The sequence below is a fragment of the Streptococcus parasanguinis genome (assembly GCF_009717775.1).
Taxonomy (GTDB): Bacteria; Bacillota; Bacilli; order Lactobacillales; family Streptococcaceae; genus Streptococcus; species Streptococcus parasanguinis_AG.
Window position 1 is genome coordinate 36,734 of the sequence record NZ_WMZF01000009.1, and the last position, 18,862, is coordinate 55,595.

The window sequence follows — 18,862 nt, forward strand, 5'->3', positions numbered from 1 at the left end:
TTAGGATACCAATTTTTCGTGGATGTTTTGATAAACAGGGTCAAAGATATCATTGACAAAGAAATGCCAGACGCCGATCAAGACAAAAAAGAGAAGGGCTGGCATGTAGTAGCTAATGACGCCAAGTAGCGCGGTTCCAAGGATGAGCTTCAGAACCGGACGAATGTCCAGCAACATTCCGATCAAACTGAGCTTGATACTGTTGGCATAAGAGAGAGCAAAATGCACTTGCAATTTCAAATAAACGGCATAAGCTAGAGGCGCAACCAAGAGGAAAACCAAATTAAACAAGAGAACCAAAATTTGGAAGAAATTCAAGTGAGGAATCTGGACCATGAGGTACATGCCATAGAGGAGGATTCCTTCAATGGCAAAGAAGGTGTAAAAGACTTGATTAGCCGGAACCAGATTTTCTTTGAAGAGTTCCCAAGCGCGTGACCAATGGTAGTCTTTGTAGTTCATGCCATTTTCCGCATAGAGGCTCATGATAGTGGCACTGGCTGGTCCTACTCCTAGAAGAATGCCCCCACAGATCGTCAAGACCCAAAAAATCCCTGTTACCAGCATGGCAACATAGACTCTCGTAAAAATGAACTCGATGATTTTTCCCATCATTCAGCCTCTTTCCCAATTAGTTATTCTATTATATCATAAAAATAAAACGCTTTCCTCATATTTGCATTAGTGAATTGAAATATTGATTTTCATTTCCAGGATTCATTTTCATAAAAACTTAAAAAGGCCTTGGAGACAGCCCCAAAGCCTTTTCACACGACCTGTTTCTTATTTTTTAGAAGCAAGGAATTCGTCGTATTGTTTTTGCATTTCGTCAAGCACTTTTTGGTAAGCACCTTCTGATTTCAATTTTTCAAGCATCTTAGGAACTTCTACTTCAGGATCCACAGTACCAGTATTGATCGCACCTGCGAATTGGTTCAAAGTATTTGTAAGAGCAGTGATTTCTGATTTCACTTTATCTGTGTTAAAGATGAAACCAAGTGCTGGAGATTCTTTTGCAGTTTCCAAGTCTTTCTTAGATTGTGCAATTTGTTCATCTGTTACGTTTTCGTTGATGTAAAGAATCCAGTTGTTACCAGTGTTCCATCCAGACATGTGAGTGTTTCCGTTGTAGCCATCCAAGACTTTGACACGGTTTTCTTTGCCGGCAACTTTTTCCCAGTTCTTGCCTTCTGGTCCATAAACAAGACCGTTCAAGAGTTCTGGATCAGTGTTCAAGAGGTTCAACACTTCCATTGCTTTTTCTTTGTTCTTAGAGTTGTTTGAGATAACAAAGTTAGCTACTTGAGTAGTATTGTTCTTCTTGTACAGTTCAGTAAATGGTTTGATGTCGATCTTACGGTTTGCTACACGAGAAAGCAAGCTGTTACCGTAGTCAGCTGGTCCTACTGTTTCTTCACGAACCAACCAAGTATCTTGAGAAAGGTCATAACCAGTATCGCTTGTTGCTACGTCTTTTGGAATGTATCCTGCTTCGTAGTATTTGTGAAGAGTCTTCAAGTTTTCTACATAACGAGGGATTGTGTAACGGTCAACGATCTTCGTAGTGTCACCTTTCAAGTCAACAACGAATGGAAGTCCATCAACAGCCACATAGTCGAAGTCATCTGAAGGTCCACCGTAGCTCTTGTTCATGGCAAATGGAACAACGTTTGGATCTTTTTCTTTGATGGCTTTCAAGACTGGTTCAAGAGAAGCATAGTCTTTCACGTTTGAGACATCGATACCATATTTTTCAACAAGTGGTCCGTTGAAGGCAAAGTTTTGAGAAGATGCAACGTTAGCTGCTACTGGAACAGCATAGATCTTGCCGTTTACAGTGTTCCCTTTGATGTAAGCTGGGTCAAGTGCTTTGTAAAGGTCTTTCCCTTCTTTCTTGTACAATTCTGTCAAGTCAGCATAAGCACCTTTTTGAGCGTTGATAACATAGTTATTAGCAAAGGCAATATCATAGTTTTCACCAGATGAGATGATAACGTTCATTTTTTGTGCGTAGTCACCCCAACCAAGATATTGAATATCCAATTTTGCGCCAACTTTCTTTTCAATGATCTTGTTGGCATTTTTAAGAAGAACATCCAAGTTATCAGGTTTATCCCCGATTTGGTACATCTTGATGATTGGTTTACCATCTTCAGTTGTTGCAGATTTCTTGTTGTTACCTGTAAGGTTTCCACAAGCAGCAAGAGTAGCTCCAAGAGCAATGACACTAGCAGATGCTAACGCGTATTTTTTCCAATTTTTCATAAGAAAAATCTCCTTTATGTTATTTTCTTTTTAGACTAAGTTATGAGTTGAAAATCTTGCTGATTTTCAATGAACGATGTTATTCTTTCACACCACCGATGGTCAAGCCTTTTACAAAGTAGCGTTGGAAGAATGGATAGAGAATGGCGATTGGCACTGTTGCCACAACCACCATGGCCATACGTCCTGTTTCCCGTGGGATGGATTGTACAGCTCCTGCCAATTGGCCGGATACCCCGACATTTTTAGCGATGTAATCCATATTGTTTTGGATTTGCATCAAGAGGTATTGCAATGGGTAAAGGTTGTCACTCTTAATATAGAGAAGGGCGTTGAACCAGTCGTTCCAGAATCCTAAAGCGGTGAAGAGACTAATAGTCGCAATCCCTGGTAGAGAGAGTGGCAAGCAAATTTGGAAGAAAATCCGTGTTTCACTTGCCCCATCGATCCGAGCGGATTCAAGAATGGCTTCTGGAATGGTCCGTTTAAAGAAGGTCCGCATCAAGATGATGTTGAATGGGCTAAGCAACATTGGGATAATCAAAGCCCCGATGGTATCACCCAATTGCAAGAGTTGAGTGGTGACAATATAGCCCGGTACCAACCCTGCACTAAAGAGCATACTAAGGAGTGAAAATACGGTAAAGAACTTGCGGTATTTAAAGGTACTCCGTGAGATCGCATAAGCATAGGTTGTTGTGATAAAGACATTACATGCTGTCCCCACAATGGTCACAAACAAGGTAATGAAGAGGGCTTGCAAGATTTTGTCTTTGAACTGTACCAAGAAAAGGTAACCATCAAATCCAAATTTTGCCGGCCAGAATTGGAATCCATGGACTGCCAAACTTTGTTCGTCTGTCAAAGAGATCATGACAACGAAGATGAAGGGAAGTACACAGGTCAATCCGACTAAGGTCAACAACAAGGTAAAGAAGAAGTTGCTCTTCTTACTGAAAGAATGGATCCCGACATTATCAATTTTTTCTTTTTGAATGGTTGATTTTTTCATACGATCCTCCTTTCTAGAAGAGAGCGGCATTCTTATCAATGCGACGGGCAATGATATTTGAGATTAAAACAAGAACCAAACCGACTACCGATTGGTAAAGACCGGCTGCTGCTGTCATCCCGATATCCCCTGACTTGGTCAAACCGTTGTAGACATAAACATCAATAACGTTGGTCACACTATAGAGCGCTCCAGCATTATGCGGGATTTGGTAGAAAAGACCGAAATCTGCGCGGAAGATATTTCCGACTGCAAGAATAGTCAAAACCGTAATCAAGGAAGACAACTGAGGAATGGTGATGTTGCGAATGCGTTGCCACTTAGACGCACCATCCACAGTCGCTGCTTCATAGTAAGTTGGGTCAATTCCCATGATGGTTGCATAGTACATGACACTACTATAACCAAAGCCTTTCCAGATTCCTAAGAAGAGGAGAAGCGCTGGCCAGATCCACAATTCCGAGTAGAAATTGATGGCTTTCATACCAAATGAAGTTAAGATGTGGTTGACCAATCCTTTGTCCACGTTAAGGAAGGCATCGGTGAAGAAGCTGATGATAACCCATGATAGGAAGTATGGGAAGAGCATGGAGGTTTGAAGCACCTTGACCACTCTTTTTGATCTCAACTCACTAAAGATGATGGCGATCCCAACGGAAACAATCAATCCTAAGAAGATGAATCCTAAGTTGTACAATACCGTGTTTCTTGTAATAATGTAGGCATCTTTGGAACTAAAGAGGAACTTGAAGTTGTCAAAGCCAACCCACTTACTCTTCATGACACTGTCAATGAAGCCCTCTCCCGTAATATGATAGTCCTTAAATGCTACGATATTCCCAAAAACCGGAATATAGAAGAATAAGATTAACCACGCTGCACCAGGTAAGACCATTAAAAGAAAAATGAAATTTTCTCTCAGAGTCCTTACAAACTTTTTCATTTAACTCCCCCCTTTGAGCCTTGAGCGTGTTTATTTGCTTTGGTAGCGTTTACATCACCTATTATAAGATAGCCCATTTACATTTTCAAACTCCTAATTATAGAAAAAATTCTACAAATTTATGACATAGCTTTAAAAAAGAGTAGAAAAGGGTGGTCGTAAAGACAGCTCCTCTTCTACTCCTAGCCACTGTGGATGAGACTTCTGTCATCCAACTTGGCATTTTTTACGTTGTATAAATGGTCGAAGCCGTCGCAATAGTATGCCACTGGTTAGCCGTTGTGGCTGCGAAGTCCTGATCCCCGTAGAAATCGTTGAATGGCAAGATCTCTACTTCTAGTTCATCGATACGAGAGATTTCGCCTGCTAGGTAGTTTTCAATCCGACTTTCAGCTCGCTTGATCCGTTGCAAGAGTCCACCCATCCGGATGTCTACGGTATCCAAGCCAAAGACCTTGTTTTCTTTCAGCCATTGGTGGCTAAAGAGGTCATGGAAGGTTTCAATCTGGCTTCTGAGTTTTGGCAATTCTTCTCTAGCAATTTGTTGCAAGCTTTTTTTATCACCTGCTTGATAAGCTTCCCGAATGCGTCGGCCTACATCCACTTTACTACTTAAAATGGCATTCAACTGTGCCTGGGTTTCAAAGAGATAGGCGTAAACACCCGCTTTTTCTTTGATGTCAGAAAGAATCTCAGCTGCCTTGGCAAAGTGGGGCTTGTCCTGTTCAGGTGTCATGTGCTTGTCCAGAATTGGGCAAAGAACATCCTGATAAAATACGTAGCGGTTAGGATTAATCCCGCTGAGATTATCTGGTAGATCAGGCAAGAGGTTGGCCAGATCCAGCTGCATGAAGTCCTCAACGGATAGGCCTGTATTGGTCTTGAAGTGGGCAGATAGACGCTCTAAATCATTGCGGTAGCTGAGTTCCGCCCAGATTTGTAAGCTCGGTAGGATCGAGAACTGGGCTGTTTCCCCACCATTGTCCCCCCAGCCCGTCACAATGACTTCCTTGATCTGGTTGGCACGGCAAGCTTTATTGGCTTCAAGAGCGATGAGACGACTGAAATGGTTGTGGGGTGTGAAGCCAATCCACTTCCAAGCCCCACCAGCAAAGGCGATATCTTGGCTAATCTTGTGGTGATTACGGAAGTTACGATTGTATTTTTCCTCGCTATCCTGATAATAATCCCAGTAAACCAAGGTCACACGGTCTTTGAGACGGTCTAGATAAACTCGTGTTTCTTCTGGAATGTCCACCTCACGATCGTACTGGCCATCTGCTGACATAAGCTTGAAGAACATATCGCTCCACATCTGGCAGTGGAAACCATACTTATCTGCAATATCCAGCACGCGCTCCAAGTGTTGGCACATAAGGAGACTCCGGTCCACAATACCGTTCAAGATAAGATAACGACCCAAACCAACCAGGTGGGCTTCGTCCATCCCGATATTGACCTTGCGCGTTTGTAGTTTAGATAGCGTCGCAAACATGCCATCAATCAGGTCATAAACTTTTTCTTCACCGATAAGGAGAATGTCCTCTACATCGCGGAGTTCCTGCACTTCTTTGACACCCCATTTGACAAAGGCTGACAAGTGGGCCAAGGTCTGAATGCATGGGACAAAGGTCATGTCAAACTGCTGGGCGTAGGCTTCAATTTCTTGTAACTCTTCAGCAGCATAAGCTCCACGGAAATAACCAAAGTAAGGATGACCTTCAACCTGATAGGTGTCCTCCATATAAAGCTCAAAGGTTGAGTAGCCCATGAGAGCTAGAACTTCAATCATCTGTTTGGCTGATGCGACATTAAGCACGGCATTGCGCGAACAGTCCGCCATATAGGCTAAATCTTCATAAGCCGCATGCTCCTCAATCTCGACCTTATCCCCTTCTGCCAAAGCTGTTGCTAGCACAGACAAGGCACGGTAGAGTTGATGAGGTTTGCGGTAGGTCAGTTGATAATGCCCATTCTCACCCTTGATAGAGATAGAAGCTTGGTCAGACTGAGCGACCGCCACCTCTACATCTGGTAGGGAGATGTGATTGTTTAATACTTCGATAGCTTGGGTTTGTTTGGGACTAAGTCCTGTAAAACTTACCATTGGTTTTCCTCCTGTAACCAGTTGACAAGGGCACCGTAGAGATTGGCATCTGCCTGATAGGTGCAAGCTTGAATCACTGGAGCAATTGTATATTCTTCATATCTGTCCACAAAAGTATCTACTGCTTTTTGAACCCCTCTGATAAAATCTGGATTCTGACTAATAGAGCCACCCAGGCTAATGACATCTGGGTCGATGAGATACTGGATATTGAGCAGTCCTTGGGCTAGGTTGCGATTCATGCGCTCAATAGCTTCTTGGCAAAGGGCATTGCCTGCTGCCGCCTCTTGGTACACCTTACGGCCATCCCAGTCAGACTGACCAGATTTTTCAATGACATAGCGCACCATATTTCCTGTTGATGCTAGTTGTGACCAGTTATTGAGCTTTTCTGCAGGTTCGATGGTTGTCATGTAGCCAAACTCACCGCCCAAGCCATGACGACCACGGTGAAGCTTGCCATTGATGATCATGGCGCCACCGATCCCTGTACCAATCACGACACAGGCTGCATTTTCAATCTCAGGATGCGCCAGCAATTCACTCAGTCCAACACAGTTGGCATCATTTTCTAGATGGACAGGTAGCTTGTGATGAGAAAGGGCCTCATACCATGAAAAACCATGGATGTAAGGAATGGCACTGATCCCTTCAATTACCCCTGTTTCTTGGTTAACAGCCCCTGGCACACTCATAGCAATCCCACGGTAGTCACGTTCTGACAATCGCTGGTCCAACCAAGCCAACAAATCTTCTAGAGTTTTTGGCGTTGGGGTGCTGGCCTTATCTAAAATCTTTCCATCCGGAGTGAGACTAGCAAACTTAATCCCAGTCCCTCCGATATCAATCGTTGCAATGGTCATTGCTTTTACCTGTAAAAAGGAGCGAGTCAGCAGTTGGTTCTTACTTTTTCGCTCCTCCTTTCCTTTTATTGTTTCTTCAGCTGCAACCAGCTAGACTTCTTCTTTTTTAATCCATTCTGTCCGGATTTCTTGCGGTGCCAATAAACCTGTATGGACCGGATACGGTTGTTCAAGAAGATCGACAACCGTTTGTTGTCCTTCTGACACGCGCACATTTTCTTGGCTCATATTGTAATAGCGAAGGATGTAACCTTCTTCATTTTCTGCTACCTTAAAGGCTGTTGGACAAACCTGAGGATGTGTCAAGGCTGTATGCTTGAGTAAGCTACCAGATGCTGCTACACTTCCTTCTTGTTTTTCAACTTGAAGGCTGGTCATCGGTGTCTGCAAAGCTTTAGCTCGGCGATAAGCAGAGAAGCGTCCCTGAGCTTGATGGCATTCTACTGCATATTCAACCTCAAAGTCCCGTAAGCATTGTGCTTCTGGTGTTGGGAAATAGCCCCAGTCACCAAGTTCACCGGAAGCACGGAGAAGTGTTACAGCTATCGTATCGTCTCCAAGGATTTCGTATTCATGCAATCCTTTATTGGCCACTGTTACCCCTTTGACGTCATCATACAAGCTGACGAAAGCTTGCTGGTGTTGAGGATTTTCAGGATTTTCCCAAGAAGCAGCCGGTTTATTTGGCCGTGTGACCACCTCATAAATGCTTTCCGAGTCATTGCTTGGACGAGTGTTATGAGTTTTGACCAAGAGACGAATGCGGTGATCCTTAGCAGTATTGGTAAAGCGTGTCTTGAAGCGAATTTGCGGGTCATCCACAAAGATGGTCATCTCCGTTTCAAGAGGGATGGTTGTCATCTCTTCTGAGCGACTTGCCTTGCGGTTCATAAACTCGATAATGCCTCTTTGCTCCGCATCCAATTGTTCATCCGCGCTAACCGGGATCGTCAAGTCATGCTTGAGCAAGATTTTGGCATAGCGAGCATTGTTTTCCAAGACCTCATAAGCTGTTAACTCCGCATAGATCGGCTCTGTTCCTTTTGGTTGGAAGTAGATATATTCATTACCGATATCACCACGATCTTCAAAACGAAGGAAATCCTCATAAGCCTCATTGGTCGTTTTATCATAGAGGGTCAAGCCATCATCGATACTAAGGGTTACAAATGGCGTATCAATCACCCCATTTTGGAAAAGACCATCATGATGAGGTGCTTTGCCTTCCAAGAGCTGGAAGGTGGTCCAAGAAAGAGGCGCTAGGTGAACCGGAACCGTCACGCGCACTTGACGCGCGATATAAGGTTGACGGAATTTATCCTTAGGCAGGGTATAGCCAAAGCTTGCTCCCAAGTCCTCAATCTCTGCTTCTACAAGATGCCCATCTAAATCTTCTACGTGGTAGTCTGGCAAGGTCAAAGCGGCCATTTTCTTGAAGCCCTCTGTCGGATGCAATTCCTTAAATGGACAAACCGCTACATCGACAATCGTGCTGACGGTGTCCACCTTATTGTGCAAGCCAGTGTTGATGACCGTAAAGAGGTGCTCACTCTGGGCTTTTTGAGTTGCTAGTTTACCCTTCCATTCGTTGAGAAGGTTGGTCTTGACAAAGTTTCCAACTTGGTTGACCTTGGCAAAACGAACTTCCATTTCACGGTGAACATCATCTATGCTACATCCACAAATACTATCGTGTGGCGCATTTTGTAAGAGTGTCTTCCAGGCATAGGTCAATTGATCCTTGTGGTTGTGCCCACCAGTAATGATGGTCAAAGGTTCCACCACTTGCTCGAGTAAGTTGCTGTTTTCTTGGAAGGCTTGCTTGAGATAAATCCGAGAAGAAGACGTATTTGCCAGTGTGTACCAACCATCGGTTTCCTGACTGGTCAATTCCCCCGTAACCGTTGATAATTGTTCAGGAAGTGCACTTTCCACTGCTTGCACGTAGTCATCAAAGGAACTGTGAATAAAGGTCACGTCAGGGAAAAGCTCATTGGCCACACGAATGGCTTCACTCAAATTTCGTTGAACCGGTTGGTGGTCACAACCATTCATCATCAACCATTGGTTGGTCGATGCATAGTCACGAACATCTGCCAATTTTTGTTTCCAGAAAGCCAAAGCTTCATCTTTATCCACTGGAATTTCATTCCCATTACTGTACCAGTTGGCAAAGAGAATGCCCAGTACACGGCTACCATCTGCACCTTGCCAGTACATTTCAGAAAATTGAGAAGTAAAATGCTCATCTCCAAGAACTTGGTTGTCAAATCCGATTGGTTTGACCCCACGCCCAAAGGCTGCTACGTGAATCCCTGATTTTTGAAGGAGTTGAGGAGCTTGTCCCATATTTCCAAAGGTATCTGGGAAGTAGCCAATCTGCGTAGATTTGCCCCATTTAGCGCATTCAGCCTGTCCGATCAAGGTATTGCGGACATTGGCTTCGCTGGAGATCAAGTAATCATCCTGCAAGATGTAGAAGGGACCAATCTTGAGCTTGCCCTCGTCGATATAGCGCTGCACCTTGTCACGGTTTTCAGGGCGAATTTCTAAATAGTCGTCAAGGACAATGGTTTGTCCATCCAAGTGGAAACTTTTGAATTCAGGGTCATTTTCAAAAAGATCAAAGAGATTGTCAAAGAGTTCCACCAATTGCATGCGGTGACTTTCAAAAGGTAAATACCACTCACGATCCCAGTGGCTGTGAGAGATGATATGTACAACAACATTTTCCATGAGTAAAACCTCATTCTAACTTAAATTTAAAAATATATTTTTGATTCTTTCCCAGAATCTGTTAAGCGACAGCTCATTAGCGAATATCCAAGTAATCCAAGACCAATTCACAGAACATCATGTTGGCCCAAGAGAACCATTCACGCGAGTATTTGGTTGGATCATCTACATGGAAACTTTCGTGCATGACGCCCGTGCCTCCATCGCAGGCAACCAACTGGTCCAGCAAATGTTTTTTCTCAGCTTTATCATTTGTTGTCAATCCTTGAATGGATAAAGCAATCGGCCAGATATAGCGATAAAAGGTATGAGAACTTCCGAGCCCACTAGCATACTTCCCTTCATAGAAGTAAGGATTTTCAGGGCTCAAAATCGTCCGACGAGTAGCTTGGTAGACCTCATCGTCAATGGCGCAATATCCCAGATAAGGAGCTGCCAACAAGCTTGGCACGTTTGGATCATCCATGATACTAGCATTTCCCAAACCGTCTACTTCAAAAGCATAGATCTTCTCGCCCTTGCTGTTAGTCGTGTAGGCGTAGTTTTCTATCCCTTCTTGAATCTCCGCTTGCAGGCGTTTGGCATCTGCAATGATGCTCTCGCTATCGGCTAGATTCAATGTTGCGAAGATTTCTTGCACATAACCCAAGACAACCACTGCAAACATATTGGACGGAATCAAGTAACTATACTGACAGCAGTCATCACTTGGACGAAAGGCTGACCAGGTCATCCCTGTCACAGCAAAGTCAGGACCAAATCCGTCATTTACCAGCGTGTCTTCCTTACGATCTGTATCCCGAACAAAGCGATAAGGGGAATTTTTGTGGTCTTGTTCCACTGTCCAGAGATGAAGAATTTCCTTAGTCGCTGTGATAAATGTTTCATCAAATTGGCTAGTCTCACCAGTTTCTTTCCACAGAAGATAAGCCAACTGCAAGGGGTAGCACAGCGAATCTACTTCATACTTGCGTTCCCAAATCCAGCCATTCAAATCGGTGTGATCAGTCTCGTGATGGCCTTTCCAGTTCTCCTCAATATTGAAAGAGTTGGCATAGGGATCCTTGAGGATCAAGGTCATCTGGCGTTTGACCAAACCAGCAATGGTCTGACGCAATTGGGGATCTCGTTTAGCCACATGAAGATAAGGCCTCAATTGAGCCGTTGAGTCACGCAACCACATAGCTGGGATGTCCCCTGTTAACACAAAGGTTGAGCCATCTTCTAAAATTTCAACTGTATTGTCCAAAGTGTCTGTATAACAACGTTCAAAGACATCCACCCACTCAGGGTACTCCTTAGCTCGCTCAGCCACTTGATCCAACCATTCTCGCACAATTTCTTTTGAATAGGTCATTTATTTTCCTCACACGTATCGATTCTTTCCTATTCAGTATAAAAGATTTCAAAAGGGAAATACATACGCAAACTATAGCCCTTTTTCTACTAAATTTTCCATTTGATAAAAACGCTATCATATTTGACAACACTTTGATACAATGAAGAAAATACCAGCGCGTGTTCCAAGAAAAACACAGATCATTTAAGGTTGATGAAGAAAAAGGAGACAAGATGCGCACACATTGCCAAACCATCGATACCCGCTGGGGAAGCGATAATCATCCCCACTATTCGCACGGGAACACCCTCCCTTATACCGGAGTCCCTTTTGGGATGAACTACTTTCTTCCTCAGACGACACACGAACAAGGAGCTTGGTTTTTCAACCCCAATCTCCCTATTTTTCAGGGATTTCGTCTCACCCACCAGCCTAGTCCTTGGATAGGAGACTACGCTTGGTGCCTCATCACGCCCATCACAGGAGAAATTGCAAGTTCCGACCTCTTCCGTCGCCAAAGCAGTTATTCGATGAAAGAAGCTCTTTTCCAGCCCCACTACCTTCGGATTTTTTCGGAACGTTATCAGATTCACAGTGAGCTGGTTCCAAGCCGCTACGGGGCTGTCATGCGCTTTCGAGCACCAGAAAAGCTGACTCTCTGCTTTCATGCAACAAAGGAACTAGAGGACTTGACTCTGACAGACCAAACCTGCCACTTCCACATTCTGGATCAGGCCCATACCGCAGATACTTCCTACTCTTTCTATCTCCAGTGGCAATTTAGCCAGCCGATTGAGAGCGTCACTCACATCGATCAAGATCTTTTTCTGACCTTTGCTAGCAAGGAAGTGACCGTCCAATTAGGAACTTCTTATCTGTCCCAAGACATGGCTCACAGCCATCTTCCCAACCTTTCCTTAGAAAAAGCTAAAAAAGAAGCAGCCGATCAATGGAATCAGCTACTAAAACGAATTGAAGTGAAAGATAACGGAGGATGTGATCAAGCCTTTTTCGATCATTGCCTTTACCGACTCCTCCTTTTCCCTCAAACCTTTTACGAAACAGATACCAAGGGAAATGACTGGCACCTGGATGTCACCCATCAGGAAATCAAACCAGGAAAAGCATATACGAATATCGGATTTTGGGACCTCTTTCGGACCTCTTTTCCACTCTTTAGCCTTGTCTACCCCGATTATTACCGTCACTTCCTCGAAGGATTTTTAAATACTTACCAGGATACTGGTTTTCTACCAAAATGGTTGGCCCCAGATGAACGAGGAATGATGCCAGGTACCCTCATCGATGGAGTCTTTGCGGATGCTGTCACAAAAGGGATCGCACCAGACCTACATGAAAACATGCTGACAGCCATGCTCCAGACGGCCCAAAAAACAGATCCCACTCAACATTTTGGTCGCCATGGCAATGAAAGCTACAAGGCCCTTGGCTACCTACCCGATGATTTTCACGAAAGTGTGAGCTATAGCCTCGATTATGCCTATAGTGACTTTTGCATTGCTACCGTTGCCAAGCAATTGGGGCATACAAAAACAGCCGCTCGGTATGCTGCTTCTAGCTTCTCCTACCGAACATTGTATGATACCCAAACAGGCTTCATGAGGGCGCGATCCACCAATGGAAACTTTAAAGAACCCTTCTCTCCTACCAGCTGGGGAGGAGATTATGCAGAATGTTCTGCAACCCAGGCTACTTTTGGAGCCTTACACGACCTCTCCGGCCTGATAGAGCTAATGGGCGGTAAAAAAGCCTTTACCCAACGACTGCTGGATCTAGCCAATCAAAAACCTCAATTTGATGTAAGAGGATATGGCTATGAAATCCATGAAATGAGTGAAATGGCCCAAGCCCCATTTGGGCAGATCGCCATCTCCAATCAACCCAGCTTTCACATTCCCTACCTCTTCCGTCACAGCCTTCATCCCGAATACACCAATCTCCTGATCCACCAGATCCGTTCTCAAGCTTTTCATCAAGATTTCCAAGCCTATCCAGGTGATGAGGACAATGGTAGCCTATCTGCTTGGTACATCTGGTCAGCCCTTGGACTCTACCCAACCTGCCCAGGAAAACCAATCTATGATCTGGGCCTCCCTCTCTTTAAAGAAGTTCTTCTCCATCTTCCAAATCATGAGCTCAAAATTTGCGCCAACTCACACACTGCAGGCGCCTATTTCATCCAAAAAGCCCTATTAGATGGCAAAGAGAAACAAGAGATTTCCCATCAAGATCTCCTTGAAGCCCAATTGCTCCAGTTTGAGCTTTCTTGGCTCCCCCCACATGCATAAGAAAAAGAGAGTGGGACAGAAATCGGTAATTCATTAGAATTCGATTTCGTCGTCCCACCTCCGCACAGTTGAGTAGGGCTGTAAAAGCTGATGAAATCAGCGTAGTAGAGCCCACTCAACCACTGCGTCTTGCTTGACAATCCAAAAACAATTGAGAGGCTAGGACTTTTGTCCCAGCCTCTTTTTTCTGTTATTCATCTCCTACATGATAGTAGATCGAGCCTTGTTCCCCAAAACTAGCGATACCAACACCAGACCACAAGCGGTTTTTAGAGGCATCTGATGTATCCTTAAAGACCACTTGTCCTTGATCATCGACCTGATCACCAATGGTCACTCCCGCAGGAATATACTCCAACAAGAAGCCTCCATCACGACCACCATAAATGCCTTCTGATGCTGTTCCATAATCCGTCAAAGAAGCTCCATAGCCCTCTAACTCTTGTGAGACCAACCCTTTGTCGTTAAAGACCAGCTTGTTTCCCTTATCATCTTGCCAAATCCCAGCAATACTGCTGTAATCTCCATTAGCAATCGCCTCAAGATCCATTTTCTTCACTTCTTTTTTCTCTTCTTTTTTTTCTTTCTCCTTCACTTCTGAACTAGAAGCTGTCGTCTTTTTCACCTCAGAAGAAGCACTCGTTTGACTAGAAGAAGAATCTGATTTCTTACTCGCGCTCTGTTGCGAACAAGCTAGCAACAGGACTACACTGAGAAGACTCACAAGAATTGCACCAACTTTTTTCATTTAAAATTCCCCATACATTTTTTTAGTTTAAAGCCCTTTCATTGTAACGTATTTTCAAGTATTTGACAAGCTTCACTCCTCATTTTTAATCAAAAAGAGACCGGGATAATCAGTCCTAGTCTCTCTTTTGATACAGCTCTTAATGAGCCAGCATTTCCTGTGCCACTTCTAAACCAGATAAGTTGGAAGGATAATACGTTGGCCAATTTTCTAACTCATCATAAAGCGCCTCTTGACTCTTTCCTCCATGGAAAATGTGGAAGTGAGCTGCCTTTACCGGAGTAATTTCATGGTCACTAAATTGAACATATTTGAAGTCTCCCGCATCGCTCTCTTTCGCTTCAAAAAGATAACGAACACCACGATTCCCCTTCTTATAAGTCAAAATGTGCTTACCTACGTATTTATAGGTGTATTTCTTAGAAGATCCTTTTTGATAAAACTCCATTGAATCCTTATCAATCTTAATCCGATCAATATCTGTTTGGTAACCCTTGGTATAATATTCCTTATACTCAGCAGCCGTCATAGTTGGATTTAATTTTGCCTTATAATCAAATACCTGATCCAAAGTTCCATCTTGCAAGTATGGATAAACTGATTTCCAATCACCTGCATAATTTGCTAAGCTACGATCCTTCACTTGACTATCCTCGAAATAGCCCTTTTGAACCGTCTTAGAATCTTCCTCATGTTCCGGTTGAATATCCTTACCAGCTTGTGACGTTGTTTTCTCTAGCGCCTTCAGATTCTCCTTCATGACAGACACGTAGTCTTCGCCATCTTTCATTTCTTGATCCGTCAAGCTTTCCAAAGGATTTAAGACAGCCAACTCAACACCAGCTTCAGAAGACAAGGTTTTCGCCAAGGACTTAGAAGCATTTTCCTCAAAGTAAATGACCTTGATCTCATTTTTCTTGATATACTCTGTCAATTCACGCAATCGTGCAGCAGAAGGCTCACTATCAGGTGAAATCCCTGAAATGGCCACCTGGTTTAAGCCATAATCCAAGGCCAAGTAGCGGAAAGCCGCGTGTTGGGTCACGAAATTCTTTTGTTTCGCATCTTTCAAGCCATCCTGATAAGCTTGATCCAAGGCCTGTAATTTCTTCAGATAGGCTTGGGCATTTTTCTCAAACGTTTTTTTCTTATCTGGATAAGCTGCCACCAACTGATCACGAATCGACTCTACCATCTTCATGGCACGATGGGGAGAGAGCCAAAGGTGAGGATCATATTCATGATGGTGTTCTTCGCCCCCTTCGTGTTCATGTTCCTCTTCCAATCCAGGAAGCAAGACCATGCCCTTGGTGGCATCGATCACTTTGGTTTTCTTATCCTTCATTGATTTCAAAAGATTTGGAACCCAGGTTTCCATGTTTTCATTTTCATAGACGAAAACATCCGAATCTTGAATCATAGCCCGCCCCTTAGCAGACAATTCATATTCATGAGGCTCTGATCCCGCTCCAATGAGCAGGTCTACCGTTCCTTCATCTCCGACAATATTTTTTGTAAAATCATAAACAGGATAGAAAGTGGTCATCACTTTTAATTTCCCATTTTGACTCTGACTTTTGCCACAAGCTGTCAAAACAAGTGTTAAAGCCACTAACAATAACCAACCAAATTTTTTAAAGTTCATATCTACTTCCTCAAACGTGATCCAAGATTCACAAGCAAGAACAGTCCCACAAATAAAAGCGTGATGCTGGCACTCGCTGGTGTATCTGCAATATAAGACAAAATCAACCCACTAAACATCCCGATAAAGCCAATGATGACTGCAATCAGCATGACCCCACGGAAGTTCTTCCCTAATTTCAGCGCAATACTCGCCGGTAAAACCATGATGGTTGAAACCAATAACGATCCTGCTGCAGGAATCATCAAGGCGATAGCAACCCCCGTTACCACATTAAATAAGATGGACATGGTCCGGACCGGAAGCCCATCCACAAAGGCCGTATCTTCATCAAAGGTCAAAATATACATAGGCCGCAAGAATAAGGCCGTCAGCACTAATACAACGAAAGCAATCACAAACAAGGCAATCACCTGTTCATCCGTAATGGTTAGGGTAGAACCGAACAAGTATTGATCCAAACTCATCGAGCTCTTCCCACCACCACGCATCAGTACCAAAGCTAGGGCAAGACCAGTGGACATTAAAATTGCCGTCCCAATCTCCATAAAGTCCTTAAATAAGGTCCGCAAATACTCAAGGAAAACCGCAGCAATAATGACAATGATCATAGTCGAGAGCGTCGGAGAGATCCCAAGAAAAAGTCCAAAAGCGACACCCGCAAGAGAGACGTGACTCAGCGTATCACTCATCAGACTCTGCCGTCTTAAAATCAAGAAAATCCCTAATACAGGAGAAAAAAGACTCATGGCAACCATAGCCAACAAGGCCCGCTGCATAAAATCATACTGGAATAAATCAAGCATGGTCACCCTCCCCTTCAGTATCATGGACATTAAAACATCTCCAAGGAGAGCTTTGGTCACGAACCAAATGAATATTCCGATCCGCAAATTGGCTAACCTCTTCAGGATCATGCGTAATCATCAAAACAGATTTTTGATGGTGATGCGCACTGTGATGCATCAACTCATAAAAATCACTCTTTGTCGTCGCATCCATCCCTGTCGTAGGTTCATCTAAAACAAAGATATCCGGATCTGAAGCAAACATCCGAGCGATGACAGCCCGCTGTTTCTGACCACCAGACAAAGAACCAATCGCCCGATCCTTGAACTCCAGCATCCCAACAGATTCTAAACTCTTCAGAATATGTTTTTCGTCGTGCTCATTCAACTTTCGAAACCAGCCTTTACGAGGATACCGACCTGACTTCACAAATTCATAGACCGTACTTGGAAACCCTGCATTAAAACTAGCAATTTGTTGCGGCAAATAAGCAATCCTTAACTTCTTTCCCTTAACATTCGTCTTTGAAATCTCAACAGTCCCAACCTTGGGCTGTAAGATGCCAAGGCTAGCCTTAATCAAGGTTGACTTAGCAGCCCCATTCTCCCCAGTCAAGGTAACAAACTCCCCACTATCTAAGTAGTAATTGATCCCTTCCAGAACCGGTTCTCGATCATAATAGAACGATAAATTTGAAACCGAAATATACCTCAAACTATAACTCCTCTTCCAATAAATCTAAAAACCGCGAAATGACCCCTTGCTCATTCTTAGTAAACTTCGACAAAACATCCTCATAAGTGTGAAGGGTATGCTGATGGTGGTGCTGATGCTCTAAGGCAATTGGCTTACCAATCTCAGTTAAGCGATAATAGAGAACCCGTGCATCATTTTCATCGCGATAAGTCTCCAGCATCCCCTGACTTAATAAGGGCTTCACAGCCTTCGTGATCGCTGCCTGACTAACATTCAATTTCTTTGCTAAGACAGAATTGGTTAGAGCTTCATCAGCAACCAGCATCAAAATATGTTCCTGAGTGTTGGTTAATGAAACACCACTTGTACAAGACCCAACTAAAATCTCATGTTGATTCTCAGATAATAATAAAATAGAATTTAAAAATCGATCGATTTTATTTGCAACTTCAGACAAAATTAACTCCTTCTAATTCACTAAAAGAAACTTTACCGGTTAATTATATCATAAAAAAGAAAAAAATAAAACAAAAAAAGGAGTAAAACTCCTTTATAATCTATACCGGCGGCCGGGGTCGAACCGGCACGTCCTTGCGGACACTGGATTTTGAGTCCAGCGCGTCTGCCAATTCCGCCACGCCGGCATAAATTTAACTGGGGTAGCTGGATTCGAACCAACGCATGAGGGAGTCAAAGTCCCTTGCCTTACCGCTTGGCTATACCCCAATAATAATAAATAGGCGAGTGATGGGGATCGAACCCACGCATGCCAGAGCCACAATCTGGTGTGTTAACCACTTCACCACACCCGCCATAATTATTAACACGGGCAGTAGGAATTGAACCCACACTGAAGGTTTTGGAGACCTTAGTTCTACCTTTAAACTATGCCCGTAAAGGATGGAAGGGGAGGGATTCGAACCCCCGAACCCGAAGGAGCGGATTTACAGTCCGCCGCGTTTAGCCTCTTCGCTACCCTTCCTGATTATTGAATTGATGGCGCGAGACGGAATCGAACCGCCGACACATGGAGCTTCAATCCATTGCTCTACCAACTGAGCTACCGAGCCAAATTGCGGGAGCAGGATTTGAACCTACGACCTTCGGGTTATGAGCCCGACGAGCTACCGAGCTGCTCCATCCCGCGTTAATATTAAGGAGGATGTGGGATTCGAACCCACGCACGCTTTTACACGCCTGACGGTTTTCAAGACCGTTCCCTTCAGCCGGACTTGGGTAATCCTCCAAATATATAGTCCGTACGGGATTCGAACCCGTGTTACCGCCGTGAAAAGGCGGTGTCTTAACCCCTTGACCAACGGACCATACTATTAATGGGCACGAGTGGACTCGAACCACCGACCTCACGCTTATCAGGCGTGCGCTCTAACCACCTGAGCTACGCGCCCA

Annotated in this window: 14 protein-coding genes and 10 tRNA genes; 1 reads left to right on the forward strand and 23 read right to left on the reverse strand. The window is 43.9% G+C overall.

The features are described 5' to 3' along the window. From GMC92_RS09625 to GMC92_RS09660, 8 genes are all read right to left on the reverse strand, one after another. Window positions 1-612, reverse strand: coding sequence for a YesL family protein (locus GMC92_RS09625; protein WP_049472892.1), 612 nt, complete (start codon window positions 610-612; stop codon window positions 1-3). Window positions 613-783: 171 nt separating this feature from the next. Continuing rightward, a complete protein-coding gene (locus GMC92_RS09630; RefSeq protein WP_155200270.1) occupies window positions 784-2,265 on the reverse strand; it encodes an ABC transporter substrate-binding protein in 1,482 nt (493 codons plus the stop codon). 79 nt (window positions 2,266-2,344) lie between these two features. Then, entirely contained in the window at window positions 2,345-3,277 is a 933-nt protein-coding gene (locus GMC92_RS09635; RefSeq protein WP_070587891.1) for a carbohydrate ABC transporter permease, read from the reverse strand. 13 nt (window positions 3,278-3,290) lie between these two features. Continuing rightward, a complete protein-coding gene (locus GMC92_RS09640) occupies window positions 3,291-4,220 on the reverse strand; it encodes an ABC transporter permease (RefSeq protein WP_003009701.1) in 930 nt (309 codons plus the stop codon). Window positions 4,221-4,446: 226 nt separating this feature from the next. After that, window positions 4,447-6,327 carry a beta-N-acetylhexosaminidase gene (locus tag GMC92_RS09645; protein ID WP_155200271.1) on the reverse strand — a complete coding sequence of 627 codons (1,881 nt, stop codon included), beginning with the start codon at window positions 6,325-6,327 and terminating at the stop codon, window positions 4,447-4,449. Beyond that, a complete protein-coding gene (locus tag GMC92_RS09650; RefSeq protein ID WP_023919683.1) occupies window positions 6,321-7,190 on the reverse strand; it encodes an ROK family protein in 870 nt (289 codons plus the stop codon). Before GMC92_RS09650 ends, GMC92_RS09645 begins: the two co-directional genes overlap by 7 nt. 90 nt (window positions 7,191-7,280) lie before the next feature. After that, window positions 7,281-9,926: an alpha-mannosidase gene (locus GMC92_RS09655; protein ID WP_155200272.1), complete on the reverse strand. Its 2,646-nt coding sequence runs from the start codon at window positions 9,924-9,926 to the stop codon at window positions 7,281-7,283. A 76-nt stretch (window positions 9,927-10,002) separates the two neighbouring features. Next, window positions 10,003-11,283, reverse strand: coding sequence for a glycoside hydrolase family 125 protein (locus tag GMC92_RS09660; protein WP_155200273.1), 1,281 nt, complete (start codon window positions 11,281-11,283; stop codon window positions 10,003-10,005). Window positions 11,284-11,498: 215 nt separating this feature from the next. Here GMC92_RS09660 and GMC92_RS09665 point away from each other — a divergent pair, with 215 nt between their 5' ends. Beyond that, a complete protein-coding gene (locus GMC92_RS09665; RefSeq protein ID WP_155200274.1) occupies window positions 11,499-13,574 on the forward strand; it encodes a GH92 family glycosyl hydrolase in 2,076 nt (691 codons plus the stop codon). A 190-nt stretch (window positions 13,575-13,764) separates the two neighbouring features. On the opposite strand, the gene GMC92_RS09675 is transcribed toward GMC92_RS09665, so the two are convergent. The 15 genes from GMC92_RS09675 to GMC92_RS09745 form a co-directional block, all read right to left on the reverse strand. Continuing rightward, window positions 13,765-14,322 (reverse strand): DUF6287 domain-containing protein, encoded by a 558-nt coding sequence (locus GMC92_RS09675; protein ID WP_155200275.1) that lies wholly within the window; start codon window positions 14,320-14,322, stop codon window positions 13,765-13,767. A 139-nt stretch (window positions 14,323-14,461) separates the two neighbouring features. Further along, window positions 14,462-15,967: a zinc ABC transporter substrate-binding protein AdcA gene (locus GMC92_RS09680; RefSeq protein ID WP_155200276.1), complete on the reverse strand. Its 1,506-nt coding sequence runs from the start codon at window positions 15,965-15,967 to the stop codon at window positions 14,462-14,464. 2 nt (window positions 15,968-15,969) lie between these two features. After that, window positions 15,970-16,773: a metal ABC transporter permease gene (locus tag GMC92_RS09685; protein ID WP_049483547.1), complete on the reverse strand. Its 804-nt coding sequence runs from the start codon at window positions 16,771-16,773 to the stop codon at window positions 15,970-15,972. Next, a complete protein-coding gene (locus GMC92_RS09690; protein WP_070674580.1) occupies window positions 16,766-17,470 on the reverse strand; it encodes a metal ABC transporter ATP-binding protein in 705 nt (234 codons plus the stop codon). Before GMC92_RS09690 ends, GMC92_RS09685 begins: the two co-directional genes overlap by 8 nt. Before the next feature lies 1 nt (window position 17,471). Next, the gene (locus GMC92_RS09695) at window positions 17,472-17,909 is read right to left on the reverse strand and encodes a zinc-dependent MarR family transcriptional regulator (protein WP_003004547.1); all 438 of its coding nucleotides are present in this window, start codon (window positions 17,907-17,909) and stop codon (window positions 17,472-17,474) included. A 103-nt stretch (window positions 17,910-18,012) separates the two neighbouring features. Continuing rightward, window positions 18,013-18,096 (reverse strand) — tRNA-Leu (locus GMC92_RS09700). 10 nt (window positions 18,097-18,106) lie between these two features. Next, window positions 18,107-18,178 (reverse strand) — tRNA-Gln (locus GMC92_RS09705). 13 nt (window positions 18,179-18,191) lie between these two features. Continuing rightward, window positions 18,192-18,264 (reverse strand) — tRNA-His (locus GMC92_RS09710). 12 nt (window positions 18,265-18,276) lie between these two features. Then, window positions 18,277-18,347 (reverse strand) — tRNA-Trp (locus GMC92_RS09715). 6 nt (window positions 18,348-18,353) lie between these two features. Further along, window positions 18,354-18,434: transfer RNA gene (locus tag GMC92_RS09720), tRNA-Tyr, on the reverse strand. 15 nt (window positions 18,435-18,449) lie between these two features. Further along, window positions 18,450-18,522: transfer RNA gene (locus tag GMC92_RS09725), tRNA-Phe, on the reverse strand. 3 nt (window positions 18,523-18,525) lie between these two features. Then, window positions 18,526-18,599: transfer RNA gene (locus GMC92_RS09730), tRNA-Met, on the reverse strand. A 9-nt stretch (window positions 18,600-18,608) separates the two neighbouring features. Beyond that, window positions 18,609-18,698: transfer RNA gene (locus tag GMC92_RS09735), tRNA-Ser, on the reverse strand. Between the two features lie 7 nt (window positions 18,699-18,705). Next, window positions 18,706-18,777 (reverse strand) — tRNA-Glu (locus GMC92_RS09740). Between the two features lie 10 nt (window positions 18,778-18,787). Then, window positions 18,788-18,861 (reverse strand) — tRNA-Ile (locus tag GMC92_RS09745). Between the last annotated feature and the right edge of the window lies 1 nt (window position 18,862).

What these genes read in the sequence shown, in the direction of transcription:
- GMC92_RS09625 (WP_049472892.1), bottom strand. Translation starts at nt 612, where the DNA reads ATGGGAAAAATCATCGAGTTCATTTTTACGAGAGTCTATGTTGCCATG.
- GMC92_RS09630 (WP_155200270.1), bottom strand. Translation starts at nt 2,265, where the DNA reads ATGAAAAATTGGAAAAAATACGCGTTAGCATCTGCTAGTGTCATTGCT.
- GMC92_RS09635 (WP_070587891.1), bottom strand. Translation starts at nt 3,277, where the DNA reads ATGAAAAAATCAACCATTCAAAAAGAAAAAATTGATAATGTCGGGATC.
- GMC92_RS09640 (WP_003009701.1), bottom strand. Translation starts at nt 4,220, where the DNA reads ATGAAAAAGTTTGTAAGGACTCTGAGAGAAAATTTCATTTTTCTTTTA.
- GMC92_RS09645 (WP_155200271.1), bottom strand. Translation starts at nt 6,327, where the DNA reads ATGGTAAGTTTTACAGGACTTAGTCCCAAACAAACCCAAGCTATCGAA.
- GMC92_RS09650 (WP_023919683.1), bottom strand. Translation starts at nt 7,190, where the DNA reads ATGACCATTGCAACGATTGATATCGGAGGGACTGGGATTAAGTTTGCT.
- GMC92_RS09655 (WP_155200272.1), bottom strand. Translation starts at nt 9,926, where the DNA reads ATGGAAAATGTTGTTGTACATATCATCTCTCACAGCCACTGGGATCGT.
- GMC92_RS09660 (WP_155200273.1), bottom strand. Translation starts at nt 11,283, where the DNA reads ATGACCTATTCAAAAGAAATTGTGCGAGAATGGTTGGATCAAGTGGCT.
- GMC92_RS09665 (WP_155200274.1), top strand. Translation starts at nt 11,499, where the DNA reads ATGCGCACACATTGCCAAACCATCGATACCCGCTGGGGAAGCGATAAT.
- GMC92_RS09675 (WP_155200275.1), bottom strand. Translation starts at nt 14,322, where the DNA reads ATGAAAAAAGTTGGTGCAATTCTTGTGAGTCTTCTCAGTGTAGTCCTG.
- GMC92_RS09680 (WP_155200276.1), bottom strand. Translation starts at nt 15,967, where the DNA reads ATGAACTTTAAAAAATTTGGTTGGTTATTGTTAGTGGCTTTAACACTT.
- GMC92_RS09685 (WP_049483547.1), bottom strand. Translation starts at nt 16,773, where the DNA reads ATGCTTGATTTATTCCAGTATGATTTTATGCAGCGGGCCTTGTTGGCT.